At 57.7% G+C, this 23,354-nt stretch carries 20 protein-coding genes; 11 read left to right on the plus strand and 9 right to left on the minus strand.

What is annotated here, in order from left to right:
- Positions 1-6 precede the first annotated feature (6 nt).
- On the plus strand, positions 7-903 hold the full coding sequence (locus USH94_RS14305) for a LysR family transcriptional regulator (RefSeq protein WP_111964772.1): 897 nt from the start codon (positions 7-9) through the stop codon (positions 901-903).
- Here the strand turns inward: USH94_RS14305 and USH94_RS14310 are convergent.
- Both USH94_RS14310 and USH94_RS14315 read right to left on the minus strand, forming a co-directional pair.
- On the minus strand, positions 882-1,640 hold the full coding sequence (locus USH94_RS14310; RefSeq protein ID WP_111964773.1) for a phosphate/phosphite/phosphonate ABC transporter substrate-binding protein: 759 nt from the start codon (positions 1,638-1,640) through the stop codon (positions 882-884). The two genes, USH94_RS14305 and USH94_RS14310, sit on opposite strands and share 22 nt — an antisense overlap.
- On the minus strand, positions 1,633-2,604 hold the full coding sequence (locus USH94_RS14315) for a fatty acid desaturase (protein WP_111964876.1): 972 nt from the start codon (positions 2,602-2,604) through the stop codon (positions 1,633-1,635). The genes USH94_RS14310 and USH94_RS14315 overlap by 8 nt, the downstream gene beginning before the upstream one ends.
- A gap of 149 nt (positions 2,605-2,753) precedes the next feature.
- On the opposite strand from USH94_RS14315, the gene USH94_RS14320 reads away from it, so the two are divergent.
- Positions 2,754-3,734, plus strand: a complete 981-nt coding sequence (locus USH94_RS14320; protein WP_111964774.1) for a GlxA family transcriptional regulator — start codon at positions 2,754-2,756, stop codon at positions 3,732-3,734.
- 78 nt (positions 3,735-3,812) lie between these two features.
- A complete protein-coding gene (gene gap, locus USH94_RS14325) occupies positions 3,813-4,823 on the plus strand; it encodes a type I glyceraldehyde-3-phosphate dehydrogenase (protein WP_111964775.1) in 1,011 nt (336 codons plus the stop codon).
- Positions 4,824-4,864: 41 nt separating this feature from the next.
- Here the strand turns inward: gap and USH94_RS14330 are convergent, their stop codons facing one another.
- A complete protein-coding gene (locus USH94_RS14330) occupies positions 4,865-6,052 on the minus strand; it encodes an MFS transporter (protein WP_111964776.1) in 1,188 nt (395 codons plus the stop codon).
- A 115-nt stretch (positions 6,053-6,167) separates the two neighbouring features.
- On the opposite strand from USH94_RS14330, the gene USH94_RS14335 reads away from it, so the two are divergent.
- A complete protein-coding gene (locus tag USH94_RS14335; protein WP_111964777.1) occupies positions 6,168-7,124 on the plus strand; it encodes an AraC family transcriptional regulator in 957 nt (318 codons plus the stop codon).
- Positions 7,125-7,226: 102 nt separating this feature from the next.
- Complete coding sequence (locus USH94_RS14340; RefSeq protein WP_111964778.1) at positions 7,227-8,912, plus strand: alpha,alpha-trehalase; 1,686 nt, start codon at positions 7,227-7,229, stop codon at positions 8,910-8,912.
- Between the two features lie 63 nt (positions 8,913-8,975).
- On the opposite strand, the gene USH94_RS14345 is transcribed toward USH94_RS14340, so the two are convergent.
- Complete coding sequence (locus USH94_RS14345) at positions 8,976-11,078, minus strand: TonB-dependent siderophore receptor (RefSeq protein ID WP_111964779.1); 2,103 nt, start codon at positions 11,076-11,078, stop codon at positions 8,976-8,978.
- A 112-nt stretch (positions 11,079-11,190) separates the two neighbouring features.
- On the minus strand, positions 11,191-11,445 hold the full coding sequence (locus tag USH94_RS14350) for a GlsB/YeaQ/YmgE family stress response membrane protein (protein WP_008502662.1): 255 nt from the start codon (positions 11,443-11,445) through the stop codon (positions 11,191-11,193).
- Between the two features lie 208 nt (positions 11,446-11,653).
- Here USH94_RS14350 and ycgR point away from each other — a divergent pair, with 208 nt between their 5' ends.
- On the plus strand, positions 11,654-12,385 hold the full coding sequence (gene ycgR, locus USH94_RS14355) for a flagellar brake protein YcgR (protein ID WP_023312174.1): 732 nt from the start codon (positions 11,654-11,656) through the stop codon (positions 12,383-12,385).
- Between the two features lie 37 nt (positions 12,386-12,422).
- On the opposite strand, the gene emtA is transcribed toward ycgR, so the two are convergent.
- Positions 12,423-13,034 (minus strand): membrane-bound lytic murein transglycosylase EmtA, encoded by a 612-nt coding sequence (gene emtA, locus USH94_RS14360; protein ID WP_024909815.1) that lies wholly within the window; start codon positions 13,032-13,034, stop codon positions 12,423-12,425.
- Between the two features lie 106 nt (positions 13,035-13,140).
- On the opposite strand from emtA, the gene ldcA reads away from it, so the two are divergent.
- Positions 13,141-14,055, plus strand: coding sequence for a muramoyltetrapeptide carboxypeptidase (ldcA, locus tag USH94_RS14365; RefSeq protein ID WP_111964780.1), 915 nt, complete (start codon positions 13,141-13,143; stop codon positions 14,053-14,055).
- 97 nt (positions 14,056-14,152) lie between these two features.
- Positions 14,153-15,886, plus strand: coding sequence for a potassium/proton antiporter (locus USH94_RS14370; RefSeq protein WP_111964781.1), 1,734 nt, complete (start codon positions 14,153-14,155; stop codon positions 15,884-15,886).
- 48 nt (positions 15,887-15,934) lie between these two features.
- Here USH94_RS14370 and dadX read toward each other — a convergent pair whose 3' ends face one another.
- A complete protein-coding gene (gene dadX / locus USH94_RS14375) occupies positions 15,935-17,005 on the minus strand; it encodes a catabolic alanine racemase DadX (protein WP_111964782.1) in 1,071 nt (356 codons plus the stop codon).
- Between the two features lie 9 nt (positions 17,006-17,014).
- Entirely contained in the window at positions 17,015-18,313 is a 1,299-nt protein-coding gene (locus USH94_RS14380; RefSeq protein WP_023312179.1) for a D-amino acid dehydrogenase, read from the minus strand.
- 321 nt (positions 18,314-18,634) lie between these two features.
- On the opposite strand from USH94_RS14380, the gene USH94_RS14385 reads away from it, so the two are divergent.
- Positions 18,635-20,167 carry a SpoVR family protein gene (locus USH94_RS14385; protein WP_023293929.1) on the plus strand — a complete coding sequence of 511 codons (1,533 nt, stop codon included), beginning with the start codon at positions 18,635-18,637 and terminating at the stop codon, positions 20,165-20,167.
- A 44-nt stretch (positions 20,168-20,211) separates the two neighbouring features.
- On the opposite strand, the gene fadR is transcribed toward USH94_RS14385, so the two are convergent.
- A complete protein-coding gene (fadR, locus tag USH94_RS14390; RefSeq protein ID WP_023336056.1) occupies positions 20,212-20,931 on the minus strand; it encodes a fatty acid metabolism transcriptional regulator FadR in 720 nt (239 codons plus the stop codon).
- A gap of 200 nt (positions 20,932-21,131) precedes the next feature.
- On the opposite strand from fadR, the gene nhaB reads away from it, so the two are divergent.
- The gene (nhaB, locus tag USH94_RS14395) at positions 21,132-22,670 is read left to right on the plus strand and encodes a Na(+)/H(+) antiporter NhaB (protein ID WP_111964783.1); all 1,539 of its coding nucleotides are present in this window, start codon (positions 21,132-21,134) and stop codon (positions 22,668-22,670) included.
- Positions 22,671-22,813: 143 nt separating this feature from the next.
- Positions 22,814-23,344 (plus strand): disulfide bond formation protein DsbB, encoded by a 531-nt coding sequence (dsbB, locus tag USH94_RS14400; protein ID WP_111964784.1) that lies wholly within the window; start codon positions 22,814-22,816, stop codon positions 23,342-23,344.
- The last annotated feature ends 10 nt before the right edge of the window (positions 23,345-23,354 follow it).

A 23,354-nucleotide genomic window follows, 5' to 3' on the forward strand; every position in this document is an offset into this window, starting at 1 on the left:
GAAAAGATGGATATTAAACAGTTAAAATATTTAATCGCGCTCGACGAGACCCGCCATTTTGGCAAGGCGGCCTCGCAGTGCAACATCACCCAGCCGACCCTCTCCATGCGCATCCGCAGCCTGGAAGAGGAGCTGGGGCTGGTGCTGATTTTGCGCGGACAGCGCTTTGAAGGGTTTACGCCGGAAGGGGAGCGTATCCTTGCGTGGGCCCGCGCGCTGCTGGCCGCGCACGACGGGCTGCAGGCGGAAGCGGCGCTGTGCAAAGGCCAGGTGGTGGGCGAATTACGTCTCGGGATGGTGCCGCTGGCGAGCGTGGATCCGATGATCTTTATTCGCCTGCTGACCCAAAAATATCCGGAGCTGACCTACAGCCTCTATTCCATGTCCTCCGCGCAGATTGCCGACGGCGTCAGCCGCAATCAGCTTGAGCTGGGCATTTGCTACCTCAACAGCATCGACACCAGCCTGTTCGATATTATCCAGCTACCCAAAACGAAGATGGGCCTGCTGCACGATGTCCGCCATTTCCAGCTCGGCCAGGAGACGTTGACCTGGCGCGATCTGACGGATTTTCCGCTGGGGTTTCTGACTAAAGGGATGCATTACCGGGCGCATATGGAGGCCAGCTTTAAGTCTGTCGGCATCGAACCGACGTCCGTTTTCGAGAGCGACTCCACGTTTCAGATCATCCAGGCGGTGCAAAGCGGCGTATGCTGCGCCGTGATGCCGCTGAATAACGGTCTGGAAGATCTGAACAGTAATTTCAGGATTGTCCCCATCGCCGACGCGAACATTGAGGCCCCTGTCGGCCTGATTATGCGCAGGCAGAAGCCCGTCTCCTCGCTGGCGCTGCGCTGTTTTACCGACGCGCTGGAGATTTATCACGCCAATAATGAGGCGTAGGCCTGGCGCGTCACCACGCTAAAACCGTCAATCAGCACCGCGCCGCACACGGCCCGATATTCCGGCAAACTCACCAGCGCGCGGAGCGCATCGCGAAGGGCATCAAGGGTGTCAGGCGAGGTGTGGTGCGAGGTAATGAGCGGCAGCCCCGGCGTCAGAGGGGTATGGTCAATCACCGCCAGCCCCGTCAGTCTTTCCGGCTCGTGACGCTGCAGCAACGCCCATGTCACGCAGTCGATGGCCGCGATATCCCCTGCCCCGCGTTTCACATCGATCAGCGACTGGCGATGGCTGCCGCTGAAGGACGTTTGCGCGAAAAATGGACCGTTGCTCACCAGGGGAGCGACTATTTTTCGCAGCGCATTGTAGCCGGACTGCGAATCCGGAGAATTACAGACCGCACGACGTCCGCGAAAATCCGCCAGCGTGAGGTGGCGATCCTCCTCGCGCACCACCAGAAAGCTGCGGTACTGGATCCCTTCGCAGCCAGGTGCCACGTAGTGAAAACAGCCGACCACCTTCACGTCCGGAAGCTGGGTAACCAGCGGATAACCGCAGGTCTGGCTGAGGACAAGCGCAGGCTGTCGCCAGTGGGTCAGCAGATCGGACTCCGGCCAGCCGGGATCGCGATCGACGGTCACACCGCGCGCAGCCAGCAGCCCTTTTACCGCCAGCCAGAGCGCGCGGGTGTCGGCGCGATCCACAGCATACATGGGAAACGCCAGCAGGTTACTCATGCCCTTCCCCCTGTTGTTTTCCTGGGTGAACGGTGACGTCAACGGGCCTGCCCCAGAACTGACGCAGCCATTCACCATAGCCTCTGACGAGAAAACCGTGGTTTCGCTGCCGGTACGCCTCCCGGTTTTGCTGGTAGATCGCCTTCAGCCCGTACCAGGGTACGCCCGGCAGATCGTGATGTACTGAATGGTAGTTGAGATTCAAAAACAGTATCCGCCAGAACAGCCCGGCCTCGTTAATGACGGAGCGCGCCAGCGGATCGTCCGCCGCGCGATGTTCGAAAAACGATCGGACCTTGGTCAGCGCCAGCGCCGGATAGCTGACTGCCAGCACGAACCAGAAGGGAGAAAAACCGACGTGCGTCATCCAGGCGAAGAGCACCACCAGCAGCAAAGCGTGCACCAGCCACATCGTCATTGCGCGCAGGTGAAGGTGACGAAATGCCGCCGCGGCGCTGCCCAGCGTCTGAAGGATATCCAGCAGCGGTGCCAGCATCAGCCGTCCGGCAAAGGTATTCCGGGCCCTGATAAGCCGTTTCTGCCAGGGAGAAAAGCGCGCCCAGCTCTCGTCGGTAAAATAGTACGACTCCGGGTCATCCACCGGATGGGTCAGGCTATGGTGCCGATGATGGGCGAGATGGGAGTCCCGGTACAGGCCGTACGGATACCAGACCGCCAGCGGGAGCGTGCCGAACAGCTGGTTCAGCCAGGCAAAACGGGTGGGATGCCCGTGGATCAGCTCATGCTGCAGCGACATGTACCAGGCGGTAAACCCGATGAGCAGCAGCGTGGCGGGCAGCAGGCCCAGCGTTTGCCAGAACGCCAGCGTGGTAAACCAGCCTGCATAAATAGTGATAATCAGCAGCCACGTGGGCAGTTCGCTTCGCCATAAAAAACCCGATGCGAGGTGGCGGATTTGTTCGCGTTGTTGCGGATGTAAATAGAGGGAGCTTCGTTGACTCATTCCTTCAGACGCCGTTTCGCCAGAGATAATTCTCTGACGATCGGGGAAAACGCCTGAAATAACAAAGAACATTAATCGCTTTGCTTTGCCAGAAACGTGGGGGTCATGCGTTCCTTGACTTATTCTGTAATAAAGGTACTTTTCAGGACATGAAAAAGATCCTGATTATTGTTCCCGACGGCGGCATGCTGTTTGAAGCCGCCGGTATCGCCGACATTCTGATGCAGGCCAACCGGCTGCATCCGGAAGGGCTTGCGCAGCCCCGCTACCGGATTATCATCGCCACCACGCAGCCTCACCAGGTGATCCACGGCCAGTCCGGCCTGAATTTGCTGGCGGACTATCGCCTGCCGGAACTGGATCCGCGTGAACCGCTGGATACCATTATCATCACCGGACGCGGCATGAACGAGCAGGAGAGCACGGCGGTGGTTGACTGGCTGCACCTCGCTGCGCCGCACGCCCGGCGGGTAGCCTCTATCTGCGGCGGCGCGATGCTGCTGGCCCAGACCGGCCTGCTGGACGGTCGCCGCGCGACCACCCACTGGCGGCTGCTGGAGACAATGCAGACACAGTACCCGTCAATCCGGGTCGAAGGCGGCCCGCTGTACATTCAGGACGGCCCCATCTGGACCTCCGGCGGCGTCAGTTCCGGGTTCGATCTGACCCTGGCGCTTGTCGAGGACGATTACGGATTTACCCTCGCCCGCGACGTCGCGCAGGATATGGTGATGTACCTGCGCCGTCCCGGCGGGCAGCTGCAGTTCAGCCGCTACAGCCTTCAGCAGCCCGGCACATCCGGTCCGATAAGCGAACTGCAAACCTGGATCCTGCAGAACCTCACCGCCGATCTGTGCGTGGAAAATCTGGCCGAGAAAGCGGCAATGAGCCCGCGTAATTTCACCCGCGTGTTTACCCGCGACGCGGGAGTTTCTCCCGCCCGCTATGTGACCGAAGCGCGCCTGGCCGCGGCCCGTCAGCTGCTTGAGCAGACCCATGACTCCCTTGAGCGCGTTGCCGAGCAAAGCGGGTTTGGCACCAGCATTAACTTGCGCCGCATCTTTGAGAAGCAGCTTCACCTTACGCCCGGCGAGTACCGCCAGCGCTTCCACTGCCGCAAGATGGCGTAATCTGATCCTTTTTTGTCGTTTACGCCAACCTGCCCGACGCCTACAGTGACTCCAGACAACAGAGATAAGGAGTGCACCATGGTTAAGGTCGGTATTAACGGTTTCGGCCGTATCGGACGTAATTTCCTGCGCGCGGCGCTGGGCAACCCGGATCTGCAGATTGTGGCCATTAACGATCTGACGGACAGCAAAACCCTCGCCCACCTGCTGAAACATGATTCCCTTCTGGGCAAGCTGCCCGCGCCCGTTGAAGCGGCTGACGGCGCGCTGCAGGTAGACGGCCAGCGGATCGTGGTATTTAGCGAACGCGATCCGGCGAATATCCCGTGGCGTGATGCTGGGGTAGACGTGGTGATTGAGGCCACCGGCTTCTTTACCGAGCGAGAGAAAGCGGCGGTGCATATCACCCACGGCGGCGCTAAGCGCGTCATCATTTCCGCTCCCGCGAAAAACGATGATCTGACGATCGTGATGGGCGTCAACCATGAGCAGTACGATCCCGCCAAACACGCGGTGGTAAGCAACGGGAGTTGCACCACGAACGGTCTGGCACCGGCCGCTCAGGTGCTGCATCAGCAGTTCGGAATTGAGCATGGCCTGATGAACACGACGCACGCCTACACCAACAGCCAGGCGCTGCACGATCAGCCGGAAAAAGATCTGCGCGGCGCTCGCGCGGCGGCGCTGTCGATTGTGCCTTATTCAAGCGGTGCGGCGAAAGCGCTGGGGAAAGTGATCCCTTCCCTTGACGGCAAACTGACCGGGTACTCCCTGCGCGTGCCGGTGCCGGTGGTGTCGATTGTGGATTTAACGGTAACGCTGAGCCGTAACGTAACCGCCGAAGAGGTGAATGACGCGTTCCGTATCGCGGCCGCCAGCGGGCCTCTTAAAGGCATTCTGGGCTATAGCGATGAACCGCTAGTCTCCAGCGACTACCAGGGCGACCCACGCTCCTCAATTATCGACGGGCTTTCAACGCTGGTGATTGGCGGGAACATGGTGAAGATCCTGGCGTGGTATGACAACGAGTGGGGCTTCTCTAACCGCCTGGTGGATCTGGCGGTGCTGATGGATAAGAAAGGGCTGTAAGCCTGATGCCGGGTGGCGCATGCGCCCACCCGGCAAATAATTCAATCCGCTTTCACTTTCACGCCCATAAACACAATCACCATCGCCGTTACTAACAGGAAACCGCTTCCCGCGAACACGCCGCTGGCACCGTTGAGGTCAAAGACCGCCCCGCCCCCGGCCGCACCGGCACTGATTGCCAGTTGAATTGAGGCCACCAGCAGCCCTCCTGCACTTTCGGCTTCATCCGGAACGGTAGTGGCAAGCCAGGTTGACCAGCCCACCGGAACCAGACCAAATGCAAAGCCCCATAGCGCGACAAGCAGCCCGTCCAACATCGCCAGATGACCAAAGGCGACCATCATGAGCGCGAGAACGCCCATCGCAAACGGCACCAGCGCCAGCGTCAGACGCAGATTGCGTGCCAGCAGATGCCCTGCAACAGAAGTGCCCACAAAGTTGGCGATACCAAAGCCCAGCAGGATCAGCGAAATGGTCTCCACGCTCGCCTGCCCCACCGTCTCCAGGAACGGACGCAGGTAGGTAAAGAAGGCGAAATGGCCGCTGAAGATCAGAATGGTCGCCAGCATGCCGCCGATCATTCCCGGACGACGCAGCACGCGGAACAGCGTACTCAGGCTGCCGCTGCTCTCCGGCTTCATGGACGGCAGCACCCAGAGCTGCCACAGCAGCGCCAGCATGCTCGGCAGAATGCAGAGTATAAAGACGTTGCGCCAGCCGATCAGGCTGCCCAGATAGCTGCCGAGCGGCGCCGCGACCACCGTGGCAATTGATACGCTGGAGAAGATCACCGCCAGCGCTTTCGGCACTTCATCTGCCGGAACCAGACGCATCGTAGTCGCCGTCGACATCGCCCAGAATCCCCCAATGGCTACCCCCAGCAGCAGACGCCCCATCAGCAGGACGTGCAGGTTGGGCGCAAAGGCCACCAGCAGGCTGGAGATAATTTGCAGCACCGAGAAAAACATCAGCACCCAGCGGCGGTCAATACTTTTGGTGGCAGGCGTAATCAGCAACCCGGTGACCAGCGCCACCAGCGCGGTGGCAGTGACGGCCTGTCCGGCCATTCCCTCGGTCACGCCCAGGCTCGCGGCCATGGGCGTTAACAAACTCGCCGGCAGAAATTCTGCCGTAATCAAACCAAATACCCCCAGCCCCAGTGAATAGACGGCCCGCCAGGCGGGTTTTGCAGGCGCTACCGCCTCGCTCGCCGCGACACATGAACTCATCTGTTGATCTCCCGTTATAAAAATGTGACTACTGTCGCAAAAGAATAGAAGGTTCACCCTGGACGATCTATGACATATAATCTCCACTTATTGATTATTCGTCCGGAGTTGTGCCATGACCGTACAGTCACCCGATCTGATCAGCGAACTTTTACGCGGCATGCGTCTGTCAGGCGTGAAATACCGGCGGATCCAGGCCAGCGCGCCGTTTGGCGTCGCGTTTCATCAGGCGCCCGGCCGGGCACAGTTTCATTTTGTGAGCCACGGTAGCGCCCTGCTGCGCATGGAGAGCGGTGCAACGTTCGAACTGAGCGGTGGCGACGCCCTCTTTATTCCCGGCGGGAATTCCCATGCCCTGCTCTCTGACGAGCAGGCCACCATTACGCCCATCAACGCCTTCCCGAGCGAGCCTATCTGCAGCTCGGTGTGTGCTATCACCTGCGAGCCCTGCCCGGAAAGCGAGAATACCCTCATCTTTAGCGGGTGCATGGATTTTGAGCTGGGCGGGATGCAGCCGCTGATCAAAGCGATGCCGGAAGTGATGATGGTCAGCCGGCTGATGTCCACCTGGCCGGAAATTCATCCGCTGCTGGCGGCGATGGAGCGGGAATCCGCGGCGCGTCAGGCCGGGTATGCCGGGATCCTTGCGCGCCTTGCCGACGTGGTGGCGGCATTAATCGTGCGCGGCTGGGTTGAAGGCGGCTGCGGTAAAGCCACCGGCTGGGTGCAGGTTCTGCGCGACCCGCGCCTGAGCCGTGCCATTTACGCCATGCACCAGCAGCCAGGGCTGAACTGGAGCGTCGCGGATCTGGCAAAAGAAGCGGGCACGTCCCGCTCCGTGTTCGCCGAACGGTTTCTGGCCGCGACGGGAACCACTCCGGCAAAATATCTCAGCGAGCTGAGAATGCGGCTGGCGATTCAGTACATTCGGCATGAAAATCAACCCATTGAAACCGTCGCGCTGCGGCTGGGATACGGCTCTCTGGCGGCCTTCAGCCGGGCATTCAAGCGCATTATTGGACATGCGCCGGGCACGCTGCGGGAAGCCAGCCAGACCGCGGAAGAGGTCTGAAATACCGGCAATATTTAACGCGAAGCGGGCAATATTCGTCTAAGGTTTTCAGGTGATTGACAACAGCGGTCACGCTGTTTAGTGAAGACAGGAGACGAACTGATGATAAGACCTCGTACACTACGCCCCGCGTTTTTGCCCCTTGCGCTAGGCGGCGCGCTGCTCGGCGTAACGACACTGGGATATGCCGACGATAGCCCCGCAGCCCAGACAACCTCACCCGATATTTTGCTGGGCCCTCTGTTTAACGATGTGCAGAGCGCCAAACTGTTTCCCGATCAGAAAACCTTTGCTGATGCCGTCCCCAAAAGCGACCCGCTGATGATTCTGGCGGACTACCGGATGCAGCACACGCAGTCCAGCTTTGACTTACGCCACTTTGTCGAGATGAACTTTACGCTCCCTGCGGAAGGGGAAAAATATGTTCCGCCTGCTGGACAAAGTTTACGTGAGCACATTGACGATCTCTGGCCCGTGCTGACGCGCACCACCGATAAAGCCAGCAACAAATGGGATTCCCTTCTGCCGTTACCGAAACCTTACGTTGTGCCCGGCGGACGTTTCCGCGAGGTCTACTACTGGGACAGCTATTTCACCATGCTGGGCCTGGCAGAAAGCGATCACTGGGACAAAATCAGCGACATGGTGGATAACTTTGCATATGAGATAGACACCTTCGGCCACATTCCCAACGGCAACCGCAGCTATTACCTGAGCCGCTCCCAGCCGCCGTTTTTCTCAATGATGGTTGAACTGCTGGCGACCCACGACAGCGATGCGTTGAAGAAGTATCGTCCGCAGATGGAAAAAGAGTATGCCTACTGGATGGATGGCGTTAATGCCCTTCAGCCGGGCCAGGCCAACAAGCGCGTGGTGAAGCTGAACGACGGCGCTATCCTCAACCGCTACTGGGATGACCGCGATACCCCGCGTCCGGAGTCCTGGCTTGACGATGTGAATACTGCCAAAAGTAACCCTAACCGACCCGCGACCGAGATCTATCGTGATTTACGTTCCGCCGCGGCCTCGGGCTGGGACTTTAGCTCCCGCTGGATGGACGACCCGCAAAAGCTCGGCACCATCCGGACCACCAGCATTGTTCCCGTGGATCTGAACGCCCTGATGTTTAAGATGGAAAAACTGCTGGCGCGGGCAAGCCAGGAGAGCGGTGACGCCGCGAGCGCAAGTAAATACGAAGCGCTGGCCACGGCGCGTCAGAAAGCCATCGAGAGCCACCTGTGGAATGATAAAGAGGGCTGGTACGCGGATTACGATCTGAAGAGCAAGAAGGTACGCAATCAGCTCACCGCCGCAGCCCTGTTCCCGCTTTACGTGAAGGCGGCGGCGCAGGATCGTGCCGATAAAGTCGCCGCGGCAACCTCGTCGCGCCTGTTGAAACCGGGCGGGATAGCGACCACCACCGTAAACAGCGGCCAGCAGTGGGATGCGCCAAACGGCTGGGCTCCCCTGCAATGGGTGGCTGCGGAAGGGCTGCAGAATTACGGGCAAGAGAAGGTCTCGATGGACGTGACCTGGCGCTTCCTGAAGAACGTTCAGCATACTTACGACCGGGAAAAGAAACTGGTTGAAAAGTATGACGTGTCGACCACCGGTACGGGCGGCGGCGGCGGCGAGTATCCGCTGCAGGACGGCTTCGGCTGGAGCAACGGCGTGACGCTGAAAATGCTGGATCGGGTCTGCCCAAAAGAGAAACCTTGCGACAGCGTGCCGGAGAATCGGCCTGCGGCGAATGATGAGGCTGCGCCGGTAAAAGCGACGGCGCAGTAAGGGAGTAATGCCGGGTGCGGCTACGCCTTACCCGGCCTACATTTTGAACTCACAGGGAGTTACCTAGAAGCTGTAACTCGCCCCTAGCTGATACGTCCTGTCACGCCCAATCCAGCAGTTGGTCGCATCGTAGCAGGTCAGCGTCTCTTTGTTGGTGATGTTCTGCGCGCTGGCCTTAAGCGTCAGCCCTGCCAGCGAAGGCAGGATCTCGCCCATCCGATATGAAGCCGCCAGATCGTACTGGGTGGAGCCGCCCAGCTTACCCGCGTCGTTTGCCGGAGAGATTTCCATCGGACCGGTGTAGCGGGCGCCTGCGCCCAGCATCAGCCCTTTCAGCGCGGTGTTCTCAAAGGTGTAATCCCCCCAGAGGTTAAAGGCATTCTCCGGCACCTGCGTCGGACGTTTACCTTTGTACTTGTCATCTTCCCTGTTGATCGCGTGGGTGTACGCATAGTTGGCAATCAGCGTCAGGTTGTCCGTCGGACGGCTAATGGCGGAGAGCTCTGCCCCTTTAGATTCCACTTCCCCGGTCTGACGATAGTTCAGGAAGCCCGGATCGGAGGTGACGACATTTTTCTGACGGATGTTAAACACCGAGGCGGTAAAGGTGGTAGCGTAGTCGGCCAGCAGATATTTTACCCCGCCTTCCACCTGCTTGCTGGTGGTCGGCTTAACGTCTTTCGCCACGAGCGTGCCCTGCGGCGACACCGGCGCAAAACCTTCGGAATAGCTGATAAACGGCGAAATTCCGCTATCGAAGGCGTAAAGCGCGCCCAGGCGCTTGGTGACGCGATCCTGCGATACCCAGGCTTTATCACCGTTTTGCAGGTAGTTGGTGGTGACGGAGCGGTAATCGTCGTAGCGCAGGCTACCCAGTAGATTTAAGCCGCCAAACTCCACCTGATCCTGCAGGTAATAGCCGTTCTGCTGATAGCTGAGGCGGTTTTTCTGAGCAGTGTAGAGCCCCAGCGCGCTTTCCTGGATTTGCGAATAGTCAGGATGCCGCATATCGATACCCGGCGTGGCCGACGCGTAGCGGTAGTGGAAGTGGGAGTTCAGCTTCTGGTAGTCAAACCCGGCCAGCAGGTGGTGTTTCCACTCACCCAGCTCAACGGTTTTGGTCACCTGGTTGTCAATGTTGAAGCTCTGCAGATCTTCATCCGTGGTGTAGGCAAAGCGGTTGAGCTGATAGGCCTCGCTTCCCGTCCCCGTTGCATAGACGCTGCGCTGATGGGTATCGACATCAAAATAGCGCGCCTTCTGATTAAAGCCCCAGCCGCTGTCAAATTCATGTTCAAAGCTGTAGCCCAGCATCCACTGACGCTGCTTAAAACCACTCCACTCATCACCGGCGTAGTCGCGCTTGCCCGCGTATTTCGAGCGCAGGTAGGCGAGCGGCAGCGGGTTAGACGGCGTGAGGCTCGGTGTGTTTTGCGCCAGCGCGTCCAGGGTTAGGCGGGTTTTGCTGTCGGGTTGCCAGGTAACGGACGGGGCAACCAGGTAGTTTTCATACCGGGTGGTGTACGGCTGATCGTCGTTTTCCGTGGCTTTGCCCAGCAGACGGTAGTTCCAGTTGCTGTCGGCAATCTGCCCGGTTGAATCGAGATAGCCCTCTTTCAGATTACGGTTTCCGGTGTTAACGCCGATTTCGGTTCGGGCTTCACGCTGCGGTTTTTTGCTTTGAATATTCACCAGCCCGCCCGGCGAACCGCCGCCGTAAAGTACCGATGAGGGGCCTTTAAGGATATCAACGCTGTCAATCAACAGCGGATCGATTCGCGCTTTGGTATTGCCGGTAACGTTATAGGGCAGCTGCAGCCCGTTGTAGAACTCCTGGTCGACGGTAAAGCCACGAATTTTGTATTCGCTCATGTACGACGTATTCCCCCGCACCTCGGTTGAGACGCCCGGAGCATAGCGCAGGATTTCATTCACGGAATTCGCATGACGCTTTTCAATTTCCGGCGCAGAGACGGTCGTGATGACCTGCGGCGTTTTACTTTCGGCAACGGCCGATTTCGTGGCGCTATTCGTCCAGGCCGGCAGCGCGCTGCCCTGCTCTGAGCCGGTGACGACGATAGTGGATTCTTCGGCGAATGCCGGAACATGCAGTGCGAGCGTGACGGCGCCTGCCAGGGCGCATAGCGTAAAACGTGAGGTATTCATAATGTCGTCTTGTTGTCAGATGCAATACGGAACGACAATTATTATCATTTAGATTAACAAATCAATACGCAGGCAAAAAAACGGCCCTCCGCAGAGAGCCATTTATGTCAATTTATGCTCGTCGCAGTAACCTGAATATGCCCAGCACCACAATGGCACCCACGACAGCGACCAGAAAACTGTGCAGGTCGAAACCACTTATGTTGCCTCCAAAACCAAACATCGTCGCCAGCCAGCCGCCCACAACCGCACCAACGACCCCGAGTACACAGGTCAAAATAAAACCGCCGCCATCGTTTCCCGGCATGATCAGTTTAGCGATAGCGCCAGCAATAAGACCAAAGATAATCCAGGCGATGATACCCATAGCGATGCCCTCTTGCAGGTTTAACGCATGCGCAGAAAACCTTCTGCACAGCTAACTTAAGTATAGGTCATCGCCGGAAAACCATTTTCATCTCACCGACTTATCTTTGGTTAAACAGGCAAAAAAAACTCACCGGTTTGTATTAAGTTTCATTGCAGATTGCCGATAACGCTAAGACAGTCTGTCATCAATCAAGGAGCCATCCGGCGTGAGTCATTACAGTGAGCAGTTCCTCAAGCAAAATCCGCTGGCTGTATTAGGGGTATTACGCGACCTGCAAAAAGGTGAAGTGCCGCTGCGCATCAGCTGGTCGAATAATCAGTTCATCAGCAAGATCCTTGACGCCTCGCAGGATCGGCTGGTGATTGATTTAGGCAGTCAGGAGTACGAAAACCGCGCGGCGCTGAAAGCGGAGAACATCGCGGTGATGGCCGAAACGCAGGGGGCCAAAGTGGAGTTTGTCCTGTCGCGACTGGAACTAAGCGAATACCAGGGACTTCCGGCTTTTGTGACCCCCCTTCCGACCAATCTCTGGTTTGTTCAGCGTCGTGAATATTTCCGCATCAGCGCTCCGCTCCATCCCGCCTATTTTTGTAAGGCCAAAATGCCGGACAAAAAAGAGATCCGCTTTCGCCTCTTCGATCTGTCGCTTGGCGGCATGGGCGCACTGATGGATACGCCGAAACCCGACGGGCTGGTAGAGGGCATGCGGTTTACGCAAATTGAACTGGATATGGGTGGCTGGGGTCGCTTCTATTTCGATGCGCAGCTGATTGCCATCAGCGACCGCACCGTCGTGGACAGCAAAAACGAAACCATCACCACGCCGCGTCTGAGCTTCCGTTTCCTGAACGTCGGGCCCGGCGCAGAGCGTGAGCTTCAGCGTATTATCTATTCCCTGGAGCGGGAGGCGCGGGAACGCGCAAATAAAGTCCTGTGAAGAAATCGGGCAGCGTGACCGCCGCCCGTCTGCGGCATTACATGGCATCCATCGCTTTCTGTACTTTCCAGATATAACGAGGCGCCTGTGGTGCCGGATGATTTTTCGCCACGTGTTCAAAGAATTCGTCTTTGTCCATGCCGTTAATCTCTTCAATCGCCTCTTTGCGGTCAGAAGAGAAGGTTCTGAGCAACGCGCCGGCACCGTTAACGTAAGACACCACCAGCGCGTACTGCATCACCTCCGGATCCTTAATGCCCTTCAGCACGCCATGCTCCATGATGCTCAGATAGGCCGTGCCCATTGAAATGTTGCGTTCCGGGTTTTTCAGCTCGCTGGTCGACGGCTGGCCGCTCCAGCCCATATAGCGATAAACTTCTTTCCCCGCCGTTGACGCTTTAAGCTGCATCAGGCCCACCGCGTTGGATTTGCTGACGAGGGTGGGATTACCGCCTGACTCCACCGCGATGATCGCCGTGATGAGACGCGGACTGACGCCCCAGGCCTTCCCGGCTTGCTCACTGATCGGCATCCACTGCATGGCCCGCTTCACCGGCACTTCCGGGTTCCAGGGCGGGTTTTGATAATCATGTTTTGAACTACAGCCAGCGAGCAACACAATCAAAAAAGCAAACCATCTCAATTTCACGTCATCTATCCTTATAGCCGGTCATTGCGGTGCGCCGCTCTTGAAGCAGGCGGCGAATAAGCGGCATGATATAGACAATTAGTTTCTCATTCAGCAAGGATTTGCCATGTCTCAGTTTCATCTCATCGCGCCGTCGGGCTACTGCATTAACCAGGAAGCGGCGCAGCGGGGCGTTCAGCGTTTACTGGAGTCGGGCCACCAGGTAGAAAATCAGACAATTATCCCCCGCCGCCAGCAGCGTTTTGCCGGTACCGAAGCGCAGCGGCTGAATGATATCAATAGTCTGGTGAGCCTGACGGGCGAAAACCGGATTGTGCTGGCGGTGCGCGGCGGATATGGTGCGAGCCGGTTACTGGAGAGCATTGACTGGCAGGGGCTGGCACAGCGTCAGCAGCAGGATCCGCTGCTGATCTGCGGCCACAGCGATTTCACCGTCATCCAGCTTGGGCTGCTGGCGCTGCATGACATTATCACCTTCAGCGGCCCAATGCTGGCCGGTAACTTCGGCGCACCGGAGCTGGATGCGTTTACCGTGGAACACTTCTGGCGCGCGCTGGGCAATTCCACCTACAGCGTGGAGTGGCAAGGCAATGGACCGCACTGGGAATGTGAAGGTCAGCTCTGGGGCGGTAACCTGGCGATGCTGGTCTCGCTTATCGGCACGCCGTGGATGCCGCAAATCGAGGACGGCATTCTGGTGCTGGAAGATATCAACGAACATCCGTTCCGCGTCGAGCGCATGCTGTTGCAGCTCTATCATGCCGGTATTCTTGAGCGCCAGTCCGCAATTGTGCTGGGCAGCTTCAGCGGCTCTGCCCCGAATGACTATGACGCGGGTTACTCCCTGGAAACCATGGTTGAGTTCATTCGCTCGCGGCTGGATGTTCCGGTCATCACCGGTCTGGATTTTGGTCATGAGCAGCAAACCGTGACCCTGGCGCTGGGGGCGCACGCCTCCCTGATCCACAATGATTCAGGCAGTCGGCTGACCATCAGCGGCCATCCTGTCATAAAGGCATAAAAAAGCCGTTATCCCCCCTTAATAAAACGCTGTTGCCGTCGTTAATATGTTAGGGTTTTAGTAACAGCGTTAACATTGAGGTGGGAGTAAGAGAACATTGGATGCCGCAGCGATAATCAGCCTTTTCATTCTGGGTTCGGTCCTTGTAACCAGCAGTATTTTATTAAGTTCATTTTCATCGCGTCTCGGCATACCTATTCTTGTCATTTTCCTCGCCATCGGCATGCTGGCCGGCATTGATGGTATTGGTGGTATCCCATTCGATAACTACCCTTTCGCCTACATGGTGAGTAACCTCGCGCTGGCGGTGATCCTGCTGGACGGCGGGATGCGCACCCAGGCAAGCTCCTTCCGCGTGGCCTTAGGGCCCGCGCTGTCGCTCGCGACGGTTGGCGTGTTGATTACCTCAGGCCTCACCGGAATGATGGCCGCGTGGCTTTTCCATCTCAACATCATGGAAGGTTTGCTGATTGGGGCGATTGTTGGCTCAACCGATGCGGCAGCGGTGTTTTCCCTGCTCGGCGGAAAAGGGCTTAACGAACGCGTCGGCTCCACGCTTGAGATTGAATCCGGCAGTAACGATCCGATGGCGGTGTTTCTCACCATCACGCTGATTGAGATGATCCAGCAGCACGAGACGGGCCTGAGCTGGATGTTCGTCTGGCATATCCTGCAGCAGTTCGGGCTGGGGATTGTTATTGGCCTGGCGGGGGGATACCTCTTACAGCAGATGATCAACCGCATCTCCCTGCCCGCGGGGCTTTACCCCCTGCTGGCGCTGAGCGGCGGCATTCTTATTTTTGCCGTTACCACCGCGCTGGACGGCAGCGGCATTCTCGCCGTCTATCTCTGCGGTTTCCTGATGGGCAACCGACCGATCCGTAACCGTCATGCCATTTTGCAGAACTTCGACGGCCTGGCCTGGCTGGCACAAATTGGCATGTTCCTGGTGCTGGGCCTGCTGGTTACGCCTTCGGACCTGCTGCCGATCGCCGTTCCGGCGCTGCTGCTGTCCGCGTGGATGATCTTCTTCGCCCGACCGCTGTCGGTATTTGCAGGCCTGCTGCCGTTTCGCGGCTTCAACCTGCGCGAGCGGGTCTTTATCAGCTGGGTGGGCCTGCGCGGCGCGGTACCGATTATTCTTGCGGTCTTTCCGATGATGGCCGGTCTGGATAACGCCCGGCTGTTCTTTAACGTGGCGTTCTTCGTGGTGCTGATTTCGCTGCTGTTCCAGGGAACGTCCCTCGGGTGGGCGGCGAAGAAAGCCAAAGTTGTGGTGCCTCCCGTGGGCTGGCCGGTCTCTCGCGTGGGGCTCGATATTCACCCAGAGAATCCTTGGGAACAGTTTGTCTATCAGCTGAGCGCTGACAAATGGTGCGTGGGGGCCTCGCTGCGCGATTTGCACATGCCGACTGAAACGCGCATTGCCGCCCTGTTCCGCGATAATGTCCTGCTGCACCCTACAGGCAGCACCCGCCTGCGCGAAGGGGATATTCTCTGCGTGATTGGCCGCGAGCGCGACCTGCCCGCGCTGGGCAAACTGTTTAGCCAGTCGCCTCCGGTGGCGCTGGATCAGCGTTTCTTCGGCGATTTTATTCTGGAAGCCAGCGCCAAGTTTGCCGATGTGGCGCTGATTTACGGCCTGGATGAAGGGCTGGAGTACCGCGACAAGCAGCAAACGCTGGGGGAAATCATTCAGCAACTGCTGGGGGCGGCCCCCGTCGTCGGCGACCAGGTGGAGTTCGCCGGGATGATCTGGACGGTGGCTGAGAAAGAAGATAACGCGGTCAGGAAAGTCGGCGTCAGGCCGATGGAAGATGAAGCGGAGTAGCGGTTTTTTTTGCCGGGTGGCGCTAGCGCCACCCGACACAACCATTCGTTACACCGTCACAACCGGCACTCGCGGAGCCAGGGCACACATCAGTTCATACCCCACCGTGCCCGCAGCGGCAGCAACGTCATCAATCTTAATTTCGTTACCCCACAGCTCGACCGGTGAACCGATGCCCGCCTGCGGGCATGGCGTCAGGTCAACGGCCAGCATATCCATTGATATGGTGCCCACCGTTCCCGTGCGGACCCCATCGACCCAGACAGGCGTGCCGGTCGGCGCGATGCGCGGGTAGCCGTCGGCATATCCGCCCGCCACGATGCCAATCCGCTGTTCGCCCTTTGCCCGGTAGCGGCTGCCGTAGCCCACCGTGTCGCCGGCCTTCAGGGTTTGCACGCCAATGATTTCGCTGCGCAGGGTCATCACCGGCTTCAGGCCGCTGTTGGCAATGTCCTGCCACTGGCCCGAGGGTGACGCACCGTAAAGAACGATCCCCGGACGCACCCAGTTGTAGTGCGCCTCAGGATGCCAGAGCGTGGCCGCCGAATTTGACAGCGAGCGCGGGCAGTCCAGCCCTTCTGCCGCCTGCTCAATGCGGACCATGGCATCGGCAATGCCGTCCGGTTTTTCCGCGTCGGCAAAATGGGCCATCAGCGTCATTTCGCCCACGTTTTTCATGGCGCGCAGCTGCTGCCAGACCGTATGCACGCGCTCAGGCTGGAAGCCCAGGCGGTTCATGCCGCTGTTCACCTTGAGGTAAATATCCAGCGGCGCGTGGAGTTTCGCATCCTGAATCGCCTTAATCTGCCAGTTGCTGTGAACGCTGGTGGTCAGCCGATATTTATCCAGCAGCGGCAGATCGTTCGCGTGGAAGAAGCCCTCCAGAAGCAGTATCGGCCCTTTCCAGCCGCGCTCGCGCAGCAGAATGGCCTCTTCCAGGTTCAGGAGCGCAAAGCCGTCGGTGGCGCTCAGGGCGCTCCAGATACGGTCAATACCGTGGCCGTAGGCATTCGCTTTCACCACAGACCAGACGCGCGAACCAGGCGCCGCCCGGCGAACAATTTGCAGATTATCCTTCAGGGCCTGCAGGTTCAGCTGGGCCAGAACAGGACGGGACATGACAACTCCTTAGCTATGCGCGCCGTGCAGGTGCTGTGGACGCGACGGCGTAAACCCCGATTGATAGCGCGCGGCGCTTAAATCGTCAAACGGAATTGCCGGCGTGCGCCCGGAAATCAGGTCGCTCAGCAGCTGGCCCGATCCGCAGGCCATCGTCCAGCCAAGCGTGCCGTGCCCGGTATTGGTCCACAGGTTTTTAAACGGCGTGCGGCCCACGATCGGCGTGCCGTCCGGGGTCATCGGACGCAGGCCGGTCCAGAACGTCGCCTGCTCAACAAAACCTCCTCGCGGGAAGAGATCGCCCACGACCATCTCCAGCGTTTCACGACGCGGCTTCAGCAGTTCGGTGTTGAAGCCGACGATCTCCGCCATGCCGCCTACGCGGATGCGGTTATCGAAGCGGGTAATGGCGATTTTGTAGGTTTCATCCAGAATGGTCGACACCGGAGCGCCGCTCTCTTCTTTTACCGGAATGGTCAGCGAGTAGCCCTTCAGCGGGTAGACCGGAATATCGAGAATACCTTTCAGCATGGCGGTGGAGTACGAACCAAACGCCATCACGTAGGCATCGGCTTTGATCACCTCGTCGCCGCACTTCACGCCGTAAATTTTTTCCCCTTCCGACAGCAGCTTGTCGACAGAGGTGTTAAAGCGGAATTTCACCCCCGCCTGTTCGCACATTTGCGCCAGACGCTGCGTAAAGAGCTGGCAGTCGCCGGTTTCGTCATTCGGCAGGCGCAGGCCGCCCGTCAGCTTATGCGCAACTTCCGCCAGCGCCGGTTCAACCTGGCCTAGCTGGCTGGCTTCCAGCAGCTGGTAAGGTACACCAGCATCTTCCAGCACGGCGATATCGCGGGTGGCATTTTCGTACTGCTGCTCGGTGCGGAACAGCTGCAGCGTCCCGCCCTGGCGGCCTTCATACTCAATCCCCGTCGACGCGCGCAGCGCTTTCAGGCAGTCGCGGCTGTATTCCGCCAGGCGCACCATGCGCCCTTTGTTCTCCATGTAGTGGCGGGTGTCACAGTTGCGCAGCATCTGCCACATCCACTTGAGCTGGAACTGCGTGCCGTCAAGGCTGATGGCCAGCGGCGCGTGGCGCTGGAACATCCATTTAATAGCCTTCAGCGGAACGCCCGGCGCTGCCCACGGTGCCGCATACCCCGGAGAGATTTGCCCGGCGTTCGCCGCGCTGGTTTCAAGCGCAGGACCGGACTCACGATCGATAACGGTGACGTCATGTCCCGCCTGACTTAAATACCAGGCGCTGGTTACCCCAACGACACCACTTCCCAGTATGACAACACGCATAGCCACTCCATTATGTGCAAAAGAACAATCTTCTAATTACAGATTGATAACCTAGTTGAAAATATTATTCAACATACGACTTTTTTATGGTGACTTACCTCACACATCCCCCAGCATCAGGGGATAGTGCTAATTTGGGATCTCCTGCTGCGCGTTATTTTTAACCAGCATAAAATGCTGAAGGACACCGTTTTATTGCCGTATCAAAAACGCGAAATCGCAAAGAAAAAATTTCTGCCCCAGCACGCTTTTTAACACGTTGATCTATGCTTGAAAGGAGGCTCTCCAGACAGAGAGAGCACCCACAACGAGGGCGCGCTAATGGCTACTATTGATTCCCTGAACAAGGACAACACACGTCTGAGCGATGGACCCGACTGGACCTTCGAGCTGCTGGATGTTTACCTCGCCGAGATCGACCGGGTCGCAAAACTGTACCGCCTGGATACCTATCCCCATCAGATTGAAGTCATTACGTCCGAACAGATGATGGACGCCTACTCCAGCGTCGGGATGCCGATTAACTATCCGCACTGGTCTTTTGGTAAGAAATTCATTGAAACGGAGCGGCTGTATAAGCATGGGCAGCAGGGTCTGGCGTATGAGATCGTCATCAACTCCAATCCGTGTATCGCCTATTTAATGGAAGAGAACACCATTACCATGCAGGCGCTGGTGATGGCGCACGCCTGCTACGGGCACAACTCCTTTTTCAAGAATAACTATCTGTTCCGCAGCTGGACGGATGCCAGCTCCATCGTCGATTACCTGATCTTCGCCCGTAAATACATTACCGACTGCGAAGAGCGCTACGGCGTGGACGAAGTGGAAAAACTGCTCGACTCCTGCCACGCGCTGATGAACTACGGCGTGGACCGCTACAAACGTCCGCAGAAAATCTCCCTGCAGGAGGAGAAAGCCCGGCAGAAAAGCCGCGAAGAGTATCTGCAAAGCCAGGTGAACATGCTGTGGCGCACCCTGCCGAAGCGTGAGGAGGAAAAAACGATCGCCGAAGCGCGTCGTTATCCGTCCGAGCCGCAGGAAAACCTGCTCTATTTTATGGAGAAGAACGCCCCGCTGCTGGAGCCGTGGCAGCGTGAGATCCTGCGTATCGTGCGCAAGGTGAGCCAGTATTTTTACCCGCAAAAGCAGACGCAGGTGATGAACGAAGGCTGGGCGACCTTCTGGCACTACACTATCCTCAACCATCTGTACGACGAGGGGAAAGTCACCGAGCGCTTCATGATGGAGTTCCTCCACAGCCATACTAACGTGGTGTTCCAGCCGCCCTATAACAGCCCGTGGTACAGCGGGATTAACCCGTATGCCCTTGGCTTTGCCATGTTCCAGGACATTAAGCGTATCTGCCAGTCGCCGACGGAAGAAGACAAGTACTGGTTCCCGGATATCGCCGGGTCAGACTGGCTGGAAACGCTGCACTTTGCGATGCGCGACTTTAAGGATGAGAGCTTCATCAGCCAGTTTATGTCGCCGAAGATCATGCGTGACTTCCGCTTCTTCACCGTGCTGGACGACGATCGCAACAACTATCTGGAGATTTCAGCAATCCATAACGAAGAGGGATACCGTGAGATCCGCTCTCGCCTTTCCTCCCAGTACAACCTGAGCAACCTTGAACCGAATATTCAGGTATGGAACGTCGATTTGCGCGGTGACCGCTCCCTGACGTTGCGCTATATCCCGCACAATCGGGCGCCGCTGGATAAAGGGCGTAAAGAGGTGCTGAAGCATGTGCATCGCCTGTGGGGCTTTGACGTGCAGCTGGAGCAGCAGAATGAAGACGGCAGCGTCGAGCTGCTGGAACGCTGCCCGGCGCGGTTGAACACGCTGTAGCGCCACCCGACGAAAAAAAACCTCTCATACGAGAGGTTTTTCTTTTAGCGGGTCTGAATCGCTAAATCACCCGGCAGCGTTTTCTGCATACGGTGCCAGATTTCACCGGAATCGTGACCGTAGCGGCGCACCGTCTCATAAACCTGATCGTGCAGACCTTCAGTACAGAGCTTGCTCAGCTTATGGTAGAAGCCCAGCGCCAGGCTACGCGCTTCCGGATTGGCAAAGTAGTGGCGGCCAATGCGGGTGTAAAGCCCTTTCATACCGTTGAGGATCAGGCCGTAAACCGGGTTGCCGGAGGCAAACGCCAGGCCGCGAAACACGTTGTAATCGAGGGTGGCAAAGGCATCGGCATGATCTTCCACCTCGTTCGCGCTGGCCAGCACCGCAAGGGCGTCTTCCGGATGCTGACGGAAAGCTGTACGAATAAAGATCGTCGCGATGTTGGTGCGAACGGAGAGCAGATTATCAATGAGCTGCGGCACGCTTTCATGGTCGAGACGCGCCAGCGTTTCAAGAATGTTCAGCCCGGATGTTTCCCAGAAGTTGTTTACTTTCGTAGGCTTACCATGCTGGATCGTCAACCAGCCATCGCGCGCCAGCCGCTGAAGCACTTCACGCAGCGTGGTGCGAGTGACGCCAATCAGTTCAGAGAGTTCGCGTTCAGCCGGAAGAATGGACCCCGCAGGGAAACGATTATTCCAGATGCTTTCAATGATGTACTCTTCCGCGAAACCCGCCGGGCTCTGCGCCTTAATGACCATAGTGAGATTTCCATTACACAGCTTTAGCAAATTGGACTCATCATACCAGAGGCAGCCAGTGGCAGGTAGCGCGGCAAAGAGAGAAAAGAGGGATCGCCGTTTCATTTTTGTGAAATTTACAATGCCGCCTTATCCGCCTCCAGGCCGCATTTTTTGCGTATACTGATGTTTTGTCTTACTTGACGGGAAGGACGTCTGTTGTGGAAATTTCTTTTGGGCGCGCGCTATGGCGCAATTTTTTAGGTCAGTCTCCTGACTGGTATAAGCTGATATTGCTGGTTTTCCTGGTCGTTAATCCCATCATTTTTAGTGTGAATCCCTTTATCGCCGGCTGGCTGCTGGTGGCGGAGTTTATCTTCACCCTGGCCATGGCGCTAAAATGTTATCCCCTGCTGCCGGGCGGATTGCTGGCTTTTGAAGCCGTCGTCATCGGCATGACCAGCGCCGAGCATGTCAAAGCCGAGCTGGCGTCAAATCTCGAAGTGCTTCTGCTGCTGATGTTTATGGTGGCGGGCATCTACTTCATGAAACAGCTCCTGCTGTTTATCTTCACGCGCCTGCTGCTCAGCATTCCGTCAAAAATGTTCCTCTCGCTGGCGTTTTGCCTTGCCGCCGCCTTCCTGTCGGCCTTCCTGGACGCGCTGACGGTCGTCGCGGTGGTGATAAGCGTCGCGGTTGGGTTTTACGGTATTTATCACCGCGTGGCCTCCTCTCGTCCGGGTGAAGATTTGCAGGATGACAGCCACGTCGATGCGCATAACCGTGACGTGCTGGAACAGTTCCGCGCGTTTCTGCGCAGCCTGATGATGCACGCTGGGGTCGGTACCGCGCTGGGTGGCGTGATGACCATGGTGGGCGAGCCGCAAAACCTGATCATTGCCAAAGCGGCGGGCTGGCACTTCGGTGATTTCTTCCTGAGAATGGCCCCGGTCAGCGTACCGGTGCTTATCTGCGGCCTGGCGACCTGTCTGCTGGTGGAAAAATTTCGCCTCTTTGGCTATGGGGCCCAGCTCCCGGAGCCGGTACGTCAGGAACTGCATAAATTCGATCTGCAAAGCCGACGCCAGCGGACCCGCCAGGAGACGCTGCGCCTGATTGCTCAGGGGATCATCGGCGTCTGGCTTATCGCCGCGCTGGCGCTTCATCTTGCCGAAGTGGGGCTGATAGGCCTGTCAGTCATTATTCTCGCCACCACCTTTACCGGCGTGACGGACGAACATGCCATCGGTAAAGCGTTTACCGAAGCCCTGCCGTTTACCGCCCTGCTGGCGGTGTTCTTTGCGGTCGTGGCGGTGATTATCGACCAGCATCTGTTCGCGCCGATTATTGCCTTTGTATTACAGGCATCACCGGATGCTCAGCTGTCGCTGTTTTACCTGTTTAACGGCCTGCTCTCGTCAATCTCAGATAACGTCTTTGTCGGGACGGTCTACATCAACGAGGCCAAAGCCGCTATGGAGCAAGGCGTTATCAGCGCCGGACAGTTTGAGCTGCTGGCCGTGGCGATCAATACCGGCACCAACCTTCCGTCGGTGGCGACGCCAAACGGCCAGGCCGCCTTCCTGTTCCTGCTGACCTCCGCTCTCGCGCCGCTCATACGTCTTTCTTATGGCCGGATGGTGTGGATGGCGCTGCCCTACACGCTGGTGCTCACGATCGTGGGATTGCTTTGCGTCAAAATTACCCTCATTCCCTGTACGCAATGGTTGATACAAGCGGGTATACTTGCGGCGCAGTAAACTATGCATCTCGGGCAGTTCGCTGCCCGTTTGCCTTTTCGCACGATAAACATCCAATTACGTTTTATTTCGCCAGGTACAGGTGGCGCGAAAAACGAATTCGTTTACACTGCGCTTTCTAAGCATGTTCCAGGGAAATGATTATGTTGAGATTTTTAAACCAGTGCTCCCGCGGTCGCGGAGCGTGGTTGTTAATGGCCCTGACCGCCTTTGCGCTGGAAATGGTCGCGCTGTGGTTCCAGCACGTAATGGGACTGAAACCTTGCGTGCTTTGTATTTATGAACGCTGCGCGCTGTTCGGCATTATGGGGGCGGGCCTGGTGGGCGCAATTGCGCCGAAATCGCCGCTTCGCTATGCCGCTATCGCGATCTGGCTGTACAGCGCCTGGAAAGGGATTGAACTCTCCTGGCAGCACACCATGATGCAGCTGCATCCGTCACCGTTTATGACCTGCGATTTTGCCGCCCGCTTCCCGAGCTGGCTGCCGCTGGATAAATGGCTGCCGCAGGTGTTTGTCGCATCCGGTGACTGCTCCGTTCGTCAGTGGGAATTCCTGACGCTGGAGATGCCGCAGTGGCTGGTAGGCATTTTTGCCGCCTACTTTGTCGTGGCGCTGCTGGTGCTGACTGCTCAGCCGTTCAAACCGAAGAAACGCGATTTGTTCGGAAGGTAAACGCAAAACG

The organism is Enterobacter sp. 148H3, from assembly GCF_034107425.1.
In the GTDB taxonomy this organism is placed as follows: Bacteria; Pseudomonadota; Gammaproteobacteria; order Enterobacterales; family Enterobacteriaceae; genus Enterobacter; species Enterobacter vonholyi.

What these genes read in the sequence shown, in the direction of transcription:
- USH94_RS14345 (WP_111964779.1), bottom strand. Translation starts at nt 11,078, where the DNA reads ATGAATACCTCACGTTTTACGCTATGCGCCCTGGCAGGCGCCGTCACG.
- gap (WP_111964775.1), top strand. Translation starts at nt 3,813, where the DNA reads ATGGTTAAGGTCGGTATTAACGGTTTCGGCCGTATCGGACGTAATTTC.
- fadR (WP_023336056.1), bottom strand. Translation starts at nt 20,931, where the DNA reads ATGGTCATTAAGGCGCAGAGCCCGGCGGGTTTCGCGGAAGAGTACATC.
- USH94_RS14335 (WP_111964777.1), top strand. Translation starts at nt 6,168, where the DNA reads ATGACCGTACAGTCACCCGATCTGATCAGCGAACTTTTACGCGGCATG.
- USH94_RS14305 (WP_111964772.1), top strand. Translation starts at nt 7, where the DNA reads ATGGATATTAAACAGTTAAAATATTTAATCGCGCTCGACGAGACCCGC.
- dadX (WP_111964782.1), bottom strand. Translation starts at nt 17,005, where the DNA reads ATGTCCCGTCCTGTTCTGGCCCAGCTGAACCTGCAGGCCCTGAAGGAT.
- dsbB (WP_111964784.1), top strand. Translation starts at nt 22,814, where the DNA reads ATGTTGAGATTTTTAAACCAGTGCTCCCGCGGTCGCGGAGCGTGGTTG.
- USH94_RS14350 (WP_008502662.1), bottom strand. Translation starts at nt 11,445, where the DNA reads ATGGGTATCATCGCCTGGATTATCTTTGGTCTTATTGCTGGCGCTATC.
- USH94_RS14310 (WP_111964773.1), bottom strand. Translation starts at nt 1,640, where the DNA reads ATGAGTAACCTGCTGGCGTTTCCCATGTATGCTGTGGATCGCGCCGAC.
- USH94_RS14320 (WP_111964774.1), top strand. Translation starts at nt 2,754, where the DNA reads ATGAAAAAGATCCTGATTATTGTTCCCGACGGCGGCATGCTGTTTGAA.
- USH94_RS14380 (WP_023312179.1), bottom strand. Translation starts at nt 18,313, where the DNA reads ATGCGTGTTGTCATACTGGGAAGTGGTGTCGTTGGGGTAACCAGCGCC.
- USH94_RS14315 (WP_111964876.1), bottom strand. Translation starts at nt 2,604, where the DNA reads ATGAGTCAACGAAGCTCCCTCTATTTACATCCGCAACAACGCGAACAA.
- ldcA (WP_111964780.1), top strand. Translation starts at nt 13,141, where the DNA reads ATGTCTCAGTTTCATCTCATCGCGCCGTCGGGCTACTGCATTAACCAG.
- USH94_RS14330 (WP_111964776.1), bottom strand. Translation starts at nt 6,052, where the DNA reads ATGAGTTCATGTGTCGCGGCGAGCGAGGCGGTAGCGCCTGCAAAACCC.
- USH94_RS14340 (WP_111964778.1), top strand. Translation starts at nt 7,227, where the DNA reads ATGATAAGACCTCGTACACTACGCCCCGCGTTTTTGCCCCTTGCGCTA.
- USH94_RS14385 (WP_023293929.1), top strand. Translation starts at nt 18,635, where the DNA reads ATGGCTACTATTGATTCCCTGAACAAGGACAACACACGTCTGAGCGAT.